Genomic DNA, 15,203 nt, shown 5'->3' on the forward strand with positions numbered 1-15,203 from the left:
GGCCGCACCCGGCGGCTCGCGCGGCCACGCCACTCAAGCCCGCAGGAACATCCGCAGCTGGGTGCTCTCCTCCGCCGAGCGTTCCGCGCGCAGACCGGCCCGGGCGGCCGTACGGGGCAACACGTCGTCGCCGGCCAGGCAGTCCGCTCGCAGCTCCGTGATCCCCTGCCCCTCCGCGAGCGCCGCCACCCTGGCCAGCAGTGCCGTGCCGATGCCCTGGCGCTGCCAGTCGTCCTCCACCAGCAGCGAGATCTCGGCGCCGCCCGCGGCCGACGGGATCAGCTGGGCCAGCCCGATCACCTCGCGGCCGAAGACCGCCAGCACGCTCGTTCCGCGCGGCGGCACCAGCAGCCGGTGCAGCCAGCGGCGCGGGACCGTGCGGACGCCCGTGTGGTAGCGCCGGAAGAGCGTCGCCGTCGAGCAGCGGCGGTGCAGTTCGGAGACCGCCTCCGCGTCGGCCGGGAGGCCCTTGCGCAGGACGATCGCCGCGCCGTCCGGGCGGTTCAGCACCACCGGGCCCGCGATGTTGCGGGCCGCCGCACCCAGCAACGTCGTCAGCGCTTCGGCGCGGGTCAGCTCCAGCTGCACGAACGGCGCCCACCGGCGCCGCGCCACCAGCGCTTCTCCATCGCCCAGCGCGAACACCGCGCGGTGCCCGCTCTCGGTGCGGCCCGGGTTGGCTTCGGCCGCCGGGACACGCGTGACGACGTCCGCGGCCAGCACGTCCTTCAGCACTTCGGCGAGCCGGGCCGGGTCGTCGATCGCGCGACGGGCCGCGAGCAGCGTCGACGACGACGGGTCGACCAGCTCGTGGACGTCGGCGTCGATGATCGCCGTGCACTCGCAGCCCTCGGCGCGGATGGCGTCGACGAGGTGGCGCCGCGGCAGACCGGTCGCCGGGCGCAGGACGATCTCGTCGAGCACGCCGCCGGGCACCGGCAGCACGGACAGGCCGAGGATGTTGCACTCGAGGTCGGCGAGCCGGATCGCGAGGCGGGCCAGCGTGCCGGGGTGGTCGTGCATCCGGACCCGCACCCGCCACGCCGACGGCGCGGCCGCCGCATCGACGTCGGCCGCCGGGTCGAGCTGGGGCACCGCTCTGGAGGTCTCCATGCCCCCACGGTCCTCCGCGTGTGTTGCCGGCCCAGGACGCCGGTGTTTCGCGCAGATCAGCGTTCACGACCGCTCGGCAACCCGGCCGAAACAGGTCAGCGCGGGGTCAGCACGCAGAACTCGTTGCCTTCCGGGTCCATCAGCACGCGCCACGGCAGGTCCGGGCCGCCGAGGTCGGCCGGCGCCGCGCCCGCCGCCACCACTTCGGCCACCGACTCGCCGTGCTCGGCACCCTCAGGCGGCGCGATATCGAGGTGCACGCGGTTCTTGACCCGCTTCTCGTCGTCGTTGCGGAGGAACTCCAGCCACGGCCCGCGGCCCGACGGCGCGCGCAGCCCGACCAGGACATTCTCCTCGCGGGCGCTGATCGGCCAGCCCGTCAGCCGCGTCCAGAAGCTCGCCAGGCGCTCCGGGTCGTGGGCGTCGACCACGATCGACGCCACCGCGCCGCCCGCGTAGCGATCGCGGGGCTCGAGAACGCAGAACTCGTTGCCCTCCGGGTCCGCCAGCACGACCCACGGCACCGCGCCCTGCCCGAGGTCGACGCGGCCCGCGCCCAGCTCCAAAGCGCGCGACACCAGCTCCTCCTGGTGCGCGGGCGTCGTGCTCGCCAGGTCCAGGTGGATCCGGTTCTTCACCTCCTTGGGCTCGGGCACCGGGACGAACACCAGGTCCAGGTCCCAGCCGTCGGTTTCCGGGGCGCGCACGTCGACCTCGTCCGCCTCCTCGACGGCGACGCGCCAGCCGAGCAGCGCGGCCCAGAAGTCCGCCAGGACCCTCGGCCGCGCCGCGTCGATCACCAGGTTCACCAGCCGCGTGTTCATGCGCCGCAGGCTAACCGCCACCCCCGACAGTTCCGGTTCGGCTTCCCCACCTACCGGAGTCATCGGGTCGCGAGCCGCAGCAGCGCCCAGAGCTGGGCCGCCTGGTCGTGCACGCCGCGCACGGTCACCGACGTCAGCGACGAGCGGCCCCACAACCACAGGTAGACGCGCTCGGGCTCGCCGGCCGTGACGACGTCGTCCGCGGCCTCGGCCTCCTCGGCCGAGCAGCGCCAGGCCTCCGTCACGTCGGGCCCGGCGCGCGCGATCCAGCTGTGCGCGCCGACGCGCACGCCGACCGAGCCCGCTTTCGTGCCGGTCAGGCCCAGCATCGGCAGCTTCTGCCCGAACCAGAGCGTCAAAGCCTCGTCGATGCCGTCGATCGCGAGGTCTTCGTCGATGCCGCGCGGCTCCGCGCCCGCGGCCTGTTCGACGTCGACGCGGTGGACGAGGGTTTCGTGCAGCATCCGGCGTCGCCAGAACCCGTAGGTCGGGTCCGCCGGCCACCACGTGTCGGCGTGGTCTTCCGGATCGTGCGCGGCGAGCTCGTCGAGCAGCTCGGTCAAGCCGGTTTCCAGGTACGCGCCCAGGCTCTGGCCCGGCTCGGGGTCGCGCTGCCAGTCGTCCGGGCCGCGGCCGTCGGCCAGCCGGCGCCGGACCATCCGGTAGAGGCTCCCGACGTGCCGCGCCACCTCGCCGAGCGACCAGCCGGGGCAGGCGGGCACCGGCGCTTCGAGCGGCGCCGCGTGGACGGCTTCGGCCAGCACCCGGCCTTCGATTCCCAACGCCGTGAGCAGCCGCCCCTGGTCGACCGGGCCGTGCTCACGCGACATGGGCTTCCCCGGTGATCGGCAGGCCGTGCACGAGACGGCGGACGAGTTCGAGGAACGGCGTGGCGGCGCGCACCAGCCCGGCGGCCGACTCGGCGCTGACCTTCCCGGTGATCCCGGCCTGAGCGGCGGCGCGCGCGGCGGAGTTACCGGCGAAGAAGGCGGACCATTCCCGCAGTTCGGGGGCCACGGAGTCGAGCAGCACCCAGGTACTGGCCGGCCGGGCGCGCCCCCGGTGCGGCCGCCCCCGAGCGGCCAGCACGGCGGCGGCCCCGCGCAGGGCGGCGAGGTAGGCGCCGACGAACCGTTCGACGGGATCGGTCTCCCGCTCGGCTTCGGCCAGCCCGCGCCGGGCTTGGGCAAGCAGCCCGGCGGCAACGGGCGGGGCGGGCGGGCGGAGGGACATGGGCAGCTGGGACTGCTCACGGTCACCATCGGCGGTTGGTGGGCGCAGGGGCAGTTCAGGCTCGGCGGCAACCGTCCGGGCAGCGGCGGCGGGCGGGCGCACCGGCAGCTCGGGCTCCGCGACCGAACGCGGCGGCTCGGGCGGCTGAGGAGCGGCGACTGCCGGCAGGCGCGGCGATTCGCTCGGCCGAGGCTGCTCGGGCACTGAAACCGCGGCGGTGGGCGGCTCCAGCGGCAGTTCGGGCTCGTCGACCGGGCGGGACCGCATCGGCAGCTCGGGCTGGCCGGCGTCCACCGGGCGGCGCCGGGGCTTGCGGGGCTCCGCGCACCCCGGGACCGGCGGGGCCGACGACACCGACGGGCGCAGCGGGGACCGCCCGGTGTGCGGGCGCAGCGACATGGGCAGCTGCGGCTGCCCGGACTCCGTGGGGGACACGACCTTGACGGACATGACGACCCTCCTCCTGCGCGGGGTGAGCCCGATCATGTGCCCGGCGCCGAGACGCTTCCCCCGCCCCGGAGCCGGGCACCTGACCGGTGCGCGCTCACCGATGTCGAACGTCTGTTCGAACAAAATCCAGAGTAACCCTCCACCCGGCGTCCGCTCAACCCCAGGGGTGGAATCCCGCGGGACACCAGGTCGGCGGCGTGATCTCATAGGCTCATGAGTTCGCTGGACCACCCCGCCGTCGCCAAGGTGGCGGCCGCGCTCGCCGAAGCCGGGCAGCACGCCGCCGCCGAGGGCATCCGCGTGCTGCCCGCCGAAGTCCGGACCGCCGCTCAGGCGGCCGAAGCGCTCGGCGTGCCCGTGGGTGCCATCGCCAACAGCCTCATCTTCCGCCTGGGGTCCGACAAAAACGCGCTCCTCGCCCTCACCTCGGGCGCCCACCGGGCGGATCCGGCCACCCTCGAACGCCTGGCCGGGGCCGAAATCGGCAAGGCCGACGCCGATTTCGTGAGGACGCACACAGGGCAGCCGATCGGCGGCGTCGCGCCCACCGGGCACCCGGCGAAGCTGCCCACGCTCGTCGACACCGCCTTGCGCGCCCACGACGTCGTGTGGGCCGCCGCCGGGCACCCGAAGACCGTCTACCCGACCACCTTCGCCGAGCTGGTGGCGTTGACCGGGGGCACCCCGGGCGCGCTCGACGGCGCGGAGGAAGATGGATCGCTGTGACCGCGATGCCCGCCGGCTGCTCCCGCTACGTCCAGCTCTCGACGGACGAGTTCCGCGCACGCCTGCCCGAAGCGCTGGACATCTACGTCCGGGCGATGCGGTACCCGGCGGGCACCGCCGAGCAGCGCGCGCCGATGTGGCTCACCCACGCGCTGCGTGAGGGCTGGCGCTGCATGGCCGCGCTCGACGCCGACGACGTCCTGCTCGGGCTCGCCTACGGCTACCGCGGCCGGGCCGGGCAGTGGTGGCACGAGCAGGTCCGTCACGGCCTGAGCCGCCGGTTCGGGCCCGAGGCGGCCGAGCGCTGGCTGTCGGACTACTTCGAGCTGACCGAGATCCACGTCAAGCCGGAGAACCAAGGTCACCAGATCGGCGAGGACCTGCTGCGCGGCCTGCTGGACGGCGTGCCGAGCGCGAACGTCCTGCTGTCGACGCCCGAGGGCACCAGCCGGGCGTGGAAGCTCTACCGCCGCACCGGGTTCGTCGACGTGCTGCGCGACTACCACTTCGCGGGCGACCCGCGGCCGTTCGCGATCCTCGGGCGGGCACTGCCCCTCGACGCGCGCTGAGCCGAGGGGCAGCCGTCCGCTACCGGGGTTCGGGCCGCCAATAGCCGACCGCGAGCGCCGCGACCAGCACGGCGGCGCCGCACCAGGCCGTGACGCCCAGCCGTTCACCGAACAGCAGCGCGGCCAGGATCGCGGCGGTCAACGGCTCGAGCACCGCCGACAGCGCGCCCAGCAGGGGGTGTGCGCCCGCCAGCCCGCGCAGGTACGCGGCGTAGGCGAGCGCGGTCGGGACGGCGCCGAGGTAGCAGACGACCAGCAGAACGTCCGCGTGCAGCGGCAGCGCCATGCCCGTCCAGCTCGCCACGGGGGTGAGCAGCAGGCCGCCGGTCAGGCAGCCGAACGCCGTCGTGGGCAGCGGCTCGAGCCCCGCGACCGGCTTGGCGGTGAGCAGCGTCAACGCCGCGAAGCCCGCCGCGGCGAGGAGCGCGAAGCCGAGCCCGCCGAGCGTGGCCACGGCGTTCGGCGACCAGCGGAGCAGCACCAGGCCGCCGAGGGTGCCGGCCACGGAAACCAGCGTCCAGCCGCGGGGTTTCCGGGTGCCGGCGAGCGTCACGAAGACGGGCGCGGCGCCGATGGTGGTCATGGTCGCGATGCTGACCGAGCTGAGCGCGACGGCGGCGAAGTAGCTCGCCTGGAAGAGCGCGAACAGCCCGCCGACGGCGAGGACGCGCTTGGCGGCTTCGGCCGTGCGCGGGAAGGTGCCGCCTTTCAGGAGGACGGCCAGGGTGGCGATCCCTCCGCCGCCGAGCAGCCGGTAGGCGGCGACGGCGAGCGGGTGGAGGCCGGCTCGTTGGGCGAGCAGTGAGCCGGCGAGGCCACCGGTGCCCCAGAGAACCCCGGCGAAGACGAGCGCGGCCGAAGAACGGGCGCGCGTGGGTAGGTCGACAGACATGGGAAAGCTCCTGCGTCGAAGGAAAAGGGAGTTCGACGCGGGGCGGTTGTGCATGACGAGCCGGCCGCGGGCACTGGAGGCCACGCGGCGAAGAACCACCCCGCTCAGACGCGGGGCGGCGGGGTGATGAAGAGAATTCGGCGCACGAAGGGGAACTTAGCGGCGGATCAGGGGGTGGCGCGATGGGTTTTCCACAGGGCGGCGCAGTTGTGGACAACCGAGCCGCGAAAGGGCTTTCCGGGCGGTTTTGTCGGGCTGGGCCGATAAACTGGACGTGGGACGCCCCCCAGGGAAGGGCGGGGGCCGCCCGTTGTCGGGCGGCCCCGCACACCTCAGTCCAGCTGGGCCAGCTGCTCCCGCAACGTGTCCAGCCCCATCCCGCCCATCCGCAAAGCCTCCGTGTGGAACCGCTTGATGTCGAACCCGGCCCCGGCCCGCCCCTGCGCTTCAGCCCGCGCCGCCAGCCACAGACGCTCGCCGATCTTGTACGCCGGTGCCTGACCAGGCCACCCCAGGTACCGGTCGATCTCGTCGCGGACGTGGGCCTGGTCCGTGATCGTCCGGGTCAGCATGAACTCCAACCCCAGCTCCGGCGTCCACCGCGCGCCTTCGTGGAAGCCCGTTCCGGTGGGGATGACCAGCTCCAGGTGCATCCCCAGGTCCACCACGACCCGGGCCGCGCGGAACAGCTGTTCCGACAGCATCCCCAGCAGGTCTCCGTCGTCGGCCAGGTAGCCCAGTTCCTCCATCAGCCGCTCGGCGTACAGCGCCCAGCCCTCCGCGTGGCCCGAGGTGAACGCCATCAGGCGCTGGTACTTGTTCAGCCCCTCGGACTGGTCCACCGCCGTCGCGATCTGGAGGTGGTGGCCCGGTGCTCCCTCGTGGTACACCGTGCTCGTTTCGCGCCACGTCGAGAACTCGTCGCGGCCCGCCGGGAGGGACCACCACATGCGGCCCGGGCGGCTGAAGTCCTCGCTCGGGCCCGTGTAGTACGCGCCCACTCCGCCACCCGGTGGGGCGATCTTGCACTCCAACGCCATCACACGGTCCGAAATCTCGAAGTGCTTGCCGCGCAACGACTTCAGGGCCTCGTCCGACAAGTGCTGCATCCACGCCTCGAACGAAGCGCGGCCTTGGACGCGGTAGCGCGGGTCGGCGTCCAGGACCGCCGCCGCCTCCGCCAGGGACGCTCCCGGCTTGATCCGGTTCGCGACCGCGCGCATCTCGGACTCGATGCGCGCGAACTCCGCCCAGCCCCATTCGTACGCCTCGCGCAGGTCCAGTGCCGCGCCGACGAAGTAGCGCGACCACAGGCGGTAGACCTCCTCGCCGACCGCGTCCTTCACCGGGGCCTTCGGGGCCAGCTCGGCGCGCAGGAACCCGGCGAACTCCGCGAACGCCTCCTCCGCGGCCCGCGCGCCGTGTGCGAGGTCCGCTGCCAGCGCCGGACCGGGCGCGCCGCTGACGAGCTGGGTGAAGTAGCCCGTCTCGTCCTTCAGCCCGGCCCACGTCTCGCACTGCTCGGCGACCTTGCCGACCTGGCGCAACGCCGCGACGTGCCCCGCGTCGGACGCCGTGAGCAGGCCGCCGCGGACGTTCGCCAGCGCCCGCGGGACCTCGGCGATGCGGGCCGACACGGTCGACCAGTCCTCTTCGGTGTCGAGGGGCATCAGGTCGAACGCCATCCGCAGCTCCTGCACCGGGCTGGAGATGACGTTCAGGCTCGCCACGTCGAGGCCGGCCTCGTGGATCTCCAGCTCCAGGCCGACGCGCTCGGTGAACACGGCCTTGGCGGCGCGCTCGGCGGCGTCGCGCGGCTCGGCGGCGGTGACGGCGGCGTGCGCCCGCGCGGCCAGCCCGGCGCGCTCGGCGAACCCGTCGGCCGAGTAGTCGGTCAGCCGGTCGTCGTGACCCTTGATGCCGTAGGAGGTCGCGGCGACCGGGTCCACGGCCGCGTAGTCGTCGACGTAGCGGTCACAGATGCCGTGCACGCCGTCGGAAGCAGTAGAAGCCATGCGCCGCACGCTACCGGGCCACCTGTACCCGGTGGTACGTACTTAAGCACGGGCCGGGACGAGCCCCAGCCGTGCGATCACCTCGCGCGTCGCCTTCGAGCGGTTGAACGTGTAGAAGTGCAGGTTCGGCACGCCTTCGGCGATCAGCTTCTCGCACAGCTCGGTGGTGACGTCGATGCCCGCCGCGCGGAACGCCTTGGGGTCGTCGGCCAGCGGCTCGAGCCGGTCCAGGACCTTGCGGGGCGCCGGCGCGCCGGACAGCTTGATCGTCGTCTGCAGGGTCCGCATGGTGGTCAGCGGCATGACGCCCGGCAGCACCGGGACGTCGCAGCCGGTCGCGGCGACCCGGTCGCGCAGCCGCAGGAAGTCCTCGGGGTCGTGGAACAGCTGCGCGATCGCGAAGTCCGCGCCCGCGCGCAGCTTGCGGACCAGGTACTTGGTGTCCGACTCCAGGTCGGAGGATCGCGGGTGGCCGTAGGTGTACGCCGAGACGCCGACGCAGAAGTCGCCCAGCTCGCGGACCAGCTGGACCAGCTCTTCGGCGTAGGTGAGGCCCTCGGGGTGCGGGATCCACTCGCCGTAGACGTCGCCGGGCGGGTCGCCGCGCAGCGCGAGGATGTTGCGGACGCCGACCGAGGCGTACCAGCCGATCACGTTCCGCAGCTCGGCGACGGAGTGGTTGACCGCGGTCAGGTGCGCCATCGGCACCAGCGTCGTCTCGGTCGCGACGCGGGCGATGCTGCGGACCGTGCCGTCGCGGCTGGAGCCGCCGGCGCCGTAGGTGATCGACATGTAGGCCGGGTCGTACGGCTCGAGCTCCCGGATCGCCTTCCACAGGACGGCCTCGTCCGCCGCGTCCCGGGGTGGGAAGAACTCGATGGAGAACTTCGGCCCGTCTCCGCGCAACCGCTCGATCACCGACGTCATACCTCGAATGTTAAGGGGCCCGGCTCTAGACTCGATACAGGAGTGAGCGATGAGGGACGACGACGCGAGCTGGGACGAAGACGTCCGCCTGGCCGTTTACCACGCCTTCGCCGAGCGCGGCCGCGCGCCGACCGGGCCGGAGCTGGCCGACGCCGCGGGCGGGTCGCTCGCCGTCGCCAAGCAGGCGCTGCACCGCCTCGCCGAAGCCCACCACCTGGTGCTCGACGAGTGCGAGCACGTCGTGCTGGCCCACCCGTTCGCGGCGAAGTCGCTCGGCTTCTCCGTGATGGGCTCGCACACGCTCTGGTGGGGCGGCTGCGCGTGGGACTCGTTCGCCATCCCCCACCTGGTCGACGACGAGCCCGAGGTGCTGGTCGCGACCCGCTGCCCCGGCTGCGCCCAGCCGCACGCGCTGGTCGTGAACCGCGCGGAGCCGCCCGAGGGCGCGCAGGTGGCGCACTTCCTCGTGCCGGCGGCGCGGATGTGGGACGACGTGCTGCACACCTGCGGCAACCAGCGGCTGTTCTGCTGCGAGTCCTGTGTGGACGCCTGGCTCGCGGCGACCGGCGGCGAGAAGGGGTACGTCATGGACCTCGTCACGCTCTGGCGGCTCGCCCGCGGCTGGTACGCGGGCCGGCTCGAGCGCGGCTACCGGCGGCGCGAGCCCGACAGCGCGGTCACCTACTTCGCCGAAGCGGGCCTCACCGGGCCGTTCTGGGCCCCGGCCACGGCCGGAGTCTGATTCGCCACATCCGGGTGCCCCGGCGGCCCCCACCCCCGCCGGTTCCGCGAGGATGGCGGGATGAACGCGCCCGTCTCCGACGCCGACCTGCCCGCCCACGTCGAGCGCGCGCTGGCCGGGTTCCTCGATCGGGCGGGCACCGAAATCCTGGACACCGAACCGACCGTCGCGGCCGGGATCGACGCGCTGCGCGGGTTCGTGCTGAACGGCGGCAAGCGCTTGCGCCCGACGTTCGCCTGGTGGGGCTGGCGCGGCGCGGGCGGCGACCCGGCGGGTCCGGACGCCGGGGGCGTGCTGCAGGCGGTGGCCAGCCTCGAGCTGATCCAGGCGTGCGCGCTGATCCACGACGACCTCATCGACTCCTCCGACTCCCGCCGCGGCTTCCCGACCGTGCACATCGCGGGCGCGAAGCTGCACGCCGACCGGGGCTGGCTCGGCTCCCCCGCGACGTTCGGCCTGGCCACCGCGGTACTGGTCGGCGACCTGGCCCTGGCCTGGGCGGACGACATGTTCGCCGACGCGCCGTTGCCCGCCGAGACGCTCGCCGCGGCGCGCCCGGCCTGGCGCGCGATGCGCACCGAAGTGCTCGCCGGGCAGTACCTCGACGTCCGCACGCAGGCCACCGGCGACGCCTCCGTCGAGGCCGCGCTGAAGATCGACCGGCTCAAGACCGCCGCGTACACCGTCCAGCGGCCGCTGCACCTGGGCGCCGCGCTCGGCGGCGCCTCCCCCGAACTGATCGGGACACTGCTGGAGTTCGGCGGCGAGGTCGGCGTCGCGTTCCAGCTGCGGGACGACCTGCTCGGCGTGTTCGGCGACCCGTCGGTCACCGGCAAGCCGGCCGGCGACGACCTGCGCGAGGGCAAGCGCACGCTGCTCGTCGCGCTCGGCCTGCAGCTCGCCGCCGAGAAGGGCGAGACGGCCGCGGCGACCGTGATCGCCGACGCGATCGGCGACGCGGACCTGTCCGACGAAGGCGTCGAGACCGTCCGGCTGGCGTTGCAGCAGGTCGGCGCGGTCGACGCCGTGGAGCGCCGGATCGACGAGCTGACGACCGCGGCGATGGCCGCGCTGGACCGCGCGCACCTGGCCGAGCCCGCGCCCGAGGCGCTGACCGGCCTGGTCGTCAAGGCCACCCAGCGGACGTACTGACGTGCGGACGATCGACGGGCCGGCCGACCACGTCGTCGTGATCGGGGCCGGACTGGCCGGGCTTTCGGCGACCCTGCACCTGCTCGGCGCCGGCCGCCGCGTCACGCTGCTGGAGCAGGCGGCCACCCCGGGCGGGCGCGCCGGGCAGGAGAACTTCGACGGCAACGCCGTGGACACCGGCGCGAGCGTGCTGACCATGCCCGAGCTGCTCGAAGAGGCGTTCGCCGCGGTCGGCGAGCCCCTGGCCAAGAACCTGCGGCTGACCAGGCTCGACCCGGCGTACCGGGCGCGGTTCGCCGACGGCAGCTCGCTCGCGTTGCACACCGACGGCGACGCCATGGAGGCCGAGATCCGCGCCTTCGCCGGTGCGCGCGAAGCGGCGGGCTACCGGGCGCTGCGGCGCTGGCTGAGCGAGCTGTACGCGGCGCAGAAGGACCGGTTCATCGGGGCGAACTTCGACTCGCCGGTCGACCTGGCCCGTCCCGAGCTGGCGAAGCTCGCCGCGCTGGGCGGGTTCGGCAGGCTCGGCCCGCGCGTCGGCCGCTACCTGCTCGACGAGCGCGTCCGGCGGCTCTTCACGTTCCAGTCGCTCTACGCCGGCCTCGACCCGGCCGGCGCGATCGCCGCGTACGGCGTCATCTCCTACATGGACACCGTCGGCGGCGTCTACTACCCCGAAGGCGGCATGGGCGAGATCGGCCGGGCGATGACCGGCGCGGCCGCAAGGGCGGGCGCCGACGTCCGCTTCGGCACCGAAGCCGCGTGGCTCGAACGGGTGAATTCGCGGGTGCGCGCGGTCCGGACCCGCTCGGGCGAGCGGATCGCGTGCGACGCCGTCGTGCTCGCGACCGAGCTGACCGCGGCGTACCGGCTCCTCGGCGCGCGCCCCCGACGACTCGTGCCGCTGCGGTACTCACCCTCGGCCGTCGTCCTGCACGGGCGGACCACCGGGAAGTGGGACCTCGGGCACCACACGATCTTCTTCGGCGGCGCCTGGGAACGGACGTTCGCCGAGATCATCCGCGAGGGCAAGCTCATGAGCGACCCGTCGCTGCTGGTCACGCGGCCGACGGCCACCGACCCGGGGCTGGCCGGCCGCGGCGGCGAGATCGTCTCGGTGCTCGCGCCCGCGCCGAACCTGCGCAACGGGAAGATCGACTGGGACCGCGTCCGCGAGCCGTACCGCGACGAGCTGTTCCGCACGCTCGAAGCACGCGGGCTGACCGGGTTCGGCGGCGGGTTCACCGTCGACGAGACGATCACCCCGGCGGACTGGGCGGCGCGCGGGCTCGCCGCCGGGACGCCGTTTTCGCTGGCGCACACGTTCGCGCAGACCGGCCCGTTCCGGCCCGCGAACCTGGTGCGGGCGGCGGGCAACGTCGTACTGGCCGGCTGCGGCACCACACCGGGCGTCGGCATCCCGCCCGTGCTCATCTCCGGAAGACTGGCAGCGGAAAGGATCACCGGCCCGTGAACGAACTCGACGCGGCGGGCATCCTCTCGCCGGACCTGCGGGCCGCGTACACCGAGTGCCGCCGCATCAACGCCCAGTTCGGGCGCACGTTCTTCCTGGCCACCCGGCTGCTGCCGGCGCGGGCCCGGCCGGCCGCGCACACGCTGTACGGCTTCGCGCGGATGGCCGACGAACTGGTCGACAACCCGGAGCCGGGCAGCGACCCGGCGGCTTCGCTCGACCGGGTCGGCGCCATGGTCGACGTCGTCTACGCCGGCGGCACCCCGGGCGACCCGGTGCTCGAAGCGCTGGCCGACACTGTACGGCGCTACGGCATCGCGCGAGACCTGTTCGACGCGTTCCTCAAGTCGATGCGGATGGACTTGGCGCCGGTCGAGTACCGGACGTTCGCCGAGCTGGGCGAGTACATGTACGGCTCCGCCGCGGTGATCGGGCTGCAGATGCTGCCGGTGTTCGGCACGGTCGGCCCCCTCTCCGACGCCGAGCCGGGCGCCATCGCGCTGGGCGAGGCGTTCCAGCTGACGAACTTCCTGCGCGACGTCGGCGAGGACCTCGACCGCGGCCGCCTGTACCTGCCGCTCGACGAGCTGGCCGCGTTCGGCGTCACGCGCTCGCTGCTGGAGCGGCGTGAGCCGGACCCGCGGATCCGGGCGGCGCTGGCGTACTTCGTCGCGCGGACGCGGGCGGTGTACCGGCGGGCGGAGGCGGGGGTTTCGCAGCTGCGCCCGGAATCGCGGCCGTGCGTGCGGACGGCGTTGACGTTGTACGAAGGCATTCTCGACGAGATCGTCGCGCTGGACTACGACATCCTCACCCGGCGGGCGGTCGTCCCGAACTCGCGGAGGCTGGTAGTCGCACTACCCCCATTGGCCACGGTCTGGGCGCGCGAGACGTTCCGCGGCGGTCGTAGGCTGCGATCATGACCGAACGACGCATCCGGATCGGCCTGCAGCTCCAGCCGCAGCACGCCGACTACGACACCATCCGGCGCACCGCGTCGGCCGCCGAGGACCTCGGGGCCGACATCGTCTTCAACTGGGACCACTTCTACCCGCTGTACGGCGATCCCGACGGCCTGCACTTCGAGTGCTGGACCATGCTCGGCGCGTGGGCGGAGTCGACGTCCCGGGTGGAGATCGGCGCGCTGGTGACCTGCAACAGCTACCGCAACCCCGAGCTGCTGGCCGACATGGCGCGCACGGTGGACCACATCTCCGGCGGGCGGCTGATCCTCGGCATCGGCTCGGGCTGGTTCGAGAAGGACTACGACGAGTACGGCTACGAGTTCGGCACGGCGGGCGGGCGTCTGGACGACCTCGCCGAGTCGCTGCCGCGCATCGAATCGCGCCTGGGCAAGCTGAACCCGGCCCCGACGCGCAAGATCCCGGTCCTCATCGGCGGCGGCGGCGAGAAGAAGACCCTCAAGCTCGTGGCGAAGCACGGCGACATCTGGCACGGCTTCGGCGACCCGGAGGTCGTCGAGCGCAAGGTGAAGATCCTCGACCAGCACTGCGCCGACGTCGGCCGCGACCCGGCCGAGATCGAGCGCTCGTGCGGCGTCCAGGGCGAGCCGGACGAGCTCGGGCCGAAGCTGCTGGACCTGGGCGTCACGACGTTCACGGTCGGCGTGGGCGGCCCGGACTACGACCTGGACGCGCTCAAGTCGTGGATCGCCTGGCGCGACAAGACCAACGGCTGAGTTTCACCCTCGCGCCCGGTGTGCGGCGACGCGTTCCCTCGTCGCGCACCGGGGCGAGCAGTACCTCCGTGGACTTCCCCCGCCCGTGTGGGCGAACGGCTTCCCGCACGACGGCGACGCGCACAACCCTCCCGGCACGTCCTGACGCTCGGCCAACAGCGAAGCCAGCCCCAGCGCCGACGACGTCACCAGCCACGCTCCCCACGGCCCGTCGTCCGCCGCGTCCGCGTGCAAGTGCCAGCCGTAGCCCTCTTCGTGGTCCGTCAAGCGCGGCGGCCCCGCGTACGCCGCGAACAACGCGTTGAGCACCGAAGCCGCCGAAGCCGCGTCCGGGGCCGCGAACACTTCACGAAGCGAAACAGCCGCCGCCCTCAGCTCGGCGAGGTCGTCCGAAGACAGCCGGACGTCCGGCTCGCCGTGAGCACGCAGAACCTGCGCGACGGCCGCCGGAGAACAGTCCGAAACCAGCAGCACACCCAGCAGGTCGACCGCGCGCTGCACGGAATCCCGGTGCGGAAAGGCCATGCCCCACTGTAACGTCTCGGCAATGTTAAGGCGTTACCTGGCCGGGGCGACACTCGCGCGGACCGGCGACGAGCTGTCCGGCCCCGCCCTCCTGCTGCTCGGCCTGCAGCACGGCCCGCACGCCGGCTCGGCGCTGCTCGCCGGGCTGACCGCGGCCGCCGCCGTGGGCGGGCCCGTCTTCGGCGCCTTCCTCGACCGCAGCCCGGCGCCCGGACGGCTGCTGGCGGCCGCCCTCGCCGGGTACGCCGGCGGGCTCGCCGTCGTCGCCACGACCTTCGGGCACCTGCCGCTGGTGGGCGTGGTGGCCATCGCCGTCGTGGCCGGCCTGCTCAACCCGGCCGTCGCGGGCGGCTGGACGGCTCAGCTGCCCGGCGTAGCCCGGCCACAGCTCGAAAGAGCCAGCCGCCTCGACGCCCTGACCTTCACCGCCGCCGCGCTGGCCGGGCCCGGCCTCGCGGGACTCCTCGGCGGACCCGCGGGAGTGACCACGGCCATCGCCCTCGTCGCCGCCGCGGCGCCGGTCGCCTGGCTCCTCCCGAAGAAGCAACGCCCCACGACCAAAACCCGCCTCCGGGACGGCTTCACGGTCCTCGTGCGCAACGCCCCGCTGAGGCGGGCGACGACGGCGTCGGCGATCTCCTGCGCCGGCATCGGGATGGTCACCGTCTGTTACCCCTTGCTCGGGGCGGCTCACCTACGCGGCCCTGAAGACGGCGCTCTCCTGCTGACCGTCCTGGCGGTCACGTCCCTGCTGGCCAACGCGGTCTTCACGCGGAAACCGCTGCCGTGGCCACCGGACCGGATCGTCTGGCTGAGCACGCTGGTCCTGGCCGCGAGCGCCGCACTGGCGGCCCTGAGCGAA

General features: G+C 73.6%; 15 protein-coding genes and 1 pseudogene. 8 read left to right on the forward strand and 8 right to left on the reverse strand.

The genetic code is table 11. From position 1 onward, the window contains the following. Positions 1 to 33 precede the first annotated feature (33 nt). The 4 genes from ACIQWX_RS36380 to ACIQWX_RS36395 form a co-directional block, all read right to left on the reverse strand. Complete coding sequence (locus ACIQWX_RS36380; RefSeq protein ID WP_400881098.1) at positions 34 to 1,113, reverse strand: GNAT family N-acetyltransferase; 1,080 nt, start codon at positions 1,111 to 1,113, stop codon at positions 34 to 36. A 95-nt stretch (positions 1,114 to 1,208) separates the two neighbouring features. Beyond that, entirely contained in the window at positions 1,209 to 1,937 is a 729-nt protein-coding gene (locus ACIQWX_RS36385) for a VOC family protein (protein ID WP_400881100.1), read from the reverse strand. A 59-nt stretch (positions 1,938 to 1,996) separates the two neighbouring features. Then, positions 1,997 to 2,767 (reverse strand): maleylpyruvate isomerase family mycothiol-dependent enzyme, encoded by a 771-nt coding sequence (locus ACIQWX_RS36390; protein ID WP_400881102.1) that lies wholly within the window; start codon positions 2,765 to 2,767, stop codon positions 1,997 to 1,999. Beyond that, a complete protein-coding gene (locus ACIQWX_RS36395; RefSeq protein WP_400881104.1) occupies positions 2,757 to 3,620 on the reverse strand; it encodes an SAV_6107 family HEPN domain-containing protein in 864 nt (287 codons plus the stop codon). Before ACIQWX_RS36395 ends, ACIQWX_RS36390 begins: the two co-directional genes overlap by 11 nt. A 213-nt stretch (positions 3,621 to 3,833) precedes the next feature. Between ACIQWX_RS36395 and ACIQWX_RS36400 the strand changes: the two genes are divergently transcribed. Both ACIQWX_RS36400 and ACIQWX_RS36405 read left to right on the forward strand, forming a co-directional pair. Continuing rightward, positions 3,834 to 4,346 carry a YbaK/EbsC family protein gene (locus tag ACIQWX_RS36400; protein WP_400881106.1) on the forward strand — a complete coding sequence of 171 codons (513 nt, stop codon included), beginning with the start codon at positions 3,834 to 3,836 and terminating at the stop codon, positions 4,344 to 4,346. Continuing rightward, positions 4,343 to 4,915: an N-acetyltransferase gene (locus tag ACIQWX_RS36405; RefSeq protein WP_086675138.1), complete on the forward strand. Its 573-nt coding sequence runs from the start codon at positions 4,343 to 4,345 to the stop codon at positions 4,913 to 4,915. Before ACIQWX_RS36400 ends, ACIQWX_RS36405 begins: the two co-directional genes overlap by 4 nt. A gap of 19 nt (positions 4,916 to 4,934) precedes the next feature. Here ACIQWX_RS36405 and ACIQWX_RS36410 read toward each other — a convergent pair whose 3' ends face one another. The 3 genes from ACIQWX_RS36410 to ACIQWX_RS36420 form a co-directional block, all read right to left on the reverse strand. Next, positions 4,935 to 5,807, reverse strand: coding sequence for a DMT family transporter (locus tag ACIQWX_RS36410; protein WP_400881109.1), 873 nt, complete (start codon positions 5,805 to 5,807; stop codon positions 4,935 to 4,937). 332 nt (positions 5,808 to 6,139) lie between these two features. Continuing rightward, positions 6,140 to 7,822 carry a DUF885 domain-containing protein gene (locus ACIQWX_RS36415; protein ID WP_400881111.1) on the reverse strand — a complete coding sequence of 561 codons (1,683 nt, stop codon included), beginning with the start codon at positions 7,820 to 7,822 and terminating at the stop codon, positions 6,140 to 6,142. Between the two features lie 42 nt (positions 7,823 to 7,864). Beyond that, positions 7,865 to 8,749, reverse strand: a complete 885-nt coding sequence (locus ACIQWX_RS36420) for a methylenetetrahydrofolate reductase (RefSeq protein WP_372668704.1) — start codon at positions 8,747 to 8,749, stop codon at positions 7,865 to 7,867. A 49-nt stretch (positions 8,750 to 8,798) separates the two neighbouring features. Between ACIQWX_RS36420 and merB the strand changes: the two genes are divergently transcribed. From merB to ACIQWX_RS36445, 5 genes are read left to right on the forward strand one after another with little or no spacing between them, the layout of a single operon-like run. After that, the gene (merB, locus tag ACIQWX_RS36425) at positions 8,799 to 9,491 is read left to right on the forward strand and encodes an organomercurial lyase (protein ID WP_400881113.1); all 693 of its coding nucleotides are present in this window, start codon (positions 8,799 to 8,801) and stop codon (positions 9,489 to 9,491) included. A gap of 60 nt (positions 9,492 to 9,551) precedes the next feature. After that, positions 9,552 to 10,643 carry a polyprenyl synthetase family protein gene (locus ACIQWX_RS36430; RefSeq protein ID WP_400881115.1) on the forward strand — a complete coding sequence of 364 codons (1,092 nt, stop codon included), beginning with the start codon at positions 9,552 to 9,554 and terminating at the stop codon, positions 10,641 to 10,643. 1 nt (position 10,644) lies between these two features. Further along, complete coding sequence (gene crtI / locus ACIQWX_RS36435) at positions 10,645 to 12,117, forward strand: phytoene desaturase family protein (RefSeq protein WP_400881117.1); 1,473 nt, start codon at positions 10,645 to 10,647, stop codon at positions 12,115 to 12,117. Continuing rightward, on the forward strand, positions 12,114 to 13,040 hold the full coding sequence (locus ACIQWX_RS36440) for a phytoene/squalene synthase family protein (protein ID WP_400881119.1): 927 nt from the start codon (positions 12,114 to 12,116) through the stop codon (positions 13,038 to 13,040). The genes crtI and ACIQWX_RS36440 overlap by 4 nt, the downstream gene beginning before the upstream one ends. Continuing rightward, entirely contained in the window at positions 13,037 to 13,816 is a 780-nt protein-coding gene (locus ACIQWX_RS36445) for an LLM class F420-dependent oxidoreductase (RefSeq protein WP_400881121.1), read from the forward strand. The genes ACIQWX_RS36440 and ACIQWX_RS36445 overlap by 4 nt, the downstream gene beginning before the upstream one ends. A gap of 3 nt (positions 13,817 to 13,819) precedes the next feature. Here the strand turns inward: ACIQWX_RS36445 and ACIQWX_RS36450 are convergent, their stop codons facing one another. Then, the gene (locus ACIQWX_RS36450) at positions 13,820 to 14,341 is read right to left on the reverse strand and encodes a CGNR zinc finger domain-containing protein (protein WP_400881123.1); all 522 of its coding nucleotides are present in this window, start codon (positions 14,339 to 14,341) and stop codon (positions 13,820 to 13,822) included. 22 nt (positions 14,342 to 14,363) lie between these two features. Between ACIQWX_RS36450 and ACIQWX_RS36455 the strand changes: the two are divergent. Next, a pseudogene (locus ACIQWX_RS36455) lies at positions 14,364 to 15,038 on the forward strand (MFS transporter); the annotation flags it as partial. Positions 15,039 to 15,203: the final 165 nt, after the last annotated feature.

Origin of the sequence: Amycolatopsis sp. NPDC098790 (genome assembly GCF_044759945.1) — a bacterium.
Lineage (GTDB): Bacteria > Actinomycetota > Actinomycetes > Mycobacteriales > Pseudonocardiaceae > Amycolatopsis.

Bases quoted from the DNA above. Each gene is read 5' to 3' on its own strand.
- ACIQWX_RS36380 (WP_400881098.1), bottom strand. From the start codon at position 1,113: ATGGAGACCTCCAGAGCGGTGCCCCAGCTCGACCCGGCGGCCGACGTC.
- ACIQWX_RS36385 (WP_400881100.1), bottom strand. From the start codon at position 1,937: ATGAACACGCGGCTGGTGAACCTGGTGATCGACGCGGCGCGGCCGAGG.
- ACIQWX_RS36390 (WP_400881102.1), bottom strand. From the start codon at position 2,767: ATGTCGCGTGAGCACGGCCCGGTCGACCAGGGGCGGCTGCTCACGGCG.
- ACIQWX_RS36395 (WP_400881104.1), bottom strand. From the start codon at position 3,620: ATGTCCGTCAAGGTCGTGTCCCCCACGGAGTCCGGGCAGCCGCAGCTG.
- ACIQWX_RS36400 (WP_400881106.1), top strand. From the start codon at position 3,834: ATGAGTTCGCTGGACCACCCCGCCGTCGCCAAGGTGGCGGCCGCGCTC.
- ACIQWX_RS36410 (WP_400881109.1), bottom strand. From the start codon at position 5,807: ATGTCTGTCGACCTACCCACGCGCGCCCGTTCTTCGGCCGCGCTCGTC.
- ACIQWX_RS36415 (WP_400881111.1), bottom strand. From the start codon at position 7,822: ATGGCTTCTACTGCTTCCGACGGCGTGCACGGCATCTGTGACCGCTAC.
- ACIQWX_RS36420 (WP_372668704.1), bottom strand. From the start codon at position 8,749: ATGACGTCGGTGATCGAGCGGTTGCGCGGAGACGGGCCGAAGTTCTCC.
- merB (WP_400881113.1), top strand. From the start codon at position 8,799: ATGAGGGACGACGACGCGAGCTGGGACGAAGACGTCCGCCTGGCCGTT.
- ACIQWX_RS36430 (WP_400881115.1), top strand. From the start codon at position 9,552: ATGAACGCGCCCGTCTCCGACGCCGACCTGCCCGCCCACGTCGAGCGC.
- ACIQWX_RS36445 (WP_400881121.1), top strand. From the start codon at position 13,037: ATGACCGAACGACGCATCCGGATCGGCCTGCAGCTCCAGCCGCAGCAC.
- ACIQWX_RS36450 (WP_400881123.1), bottom strand. From the start codon at position 14,341: ATGGCCTTTCCGCACCGGGATTCCGTGCAGCGCGCGGTCGACCTGCTG.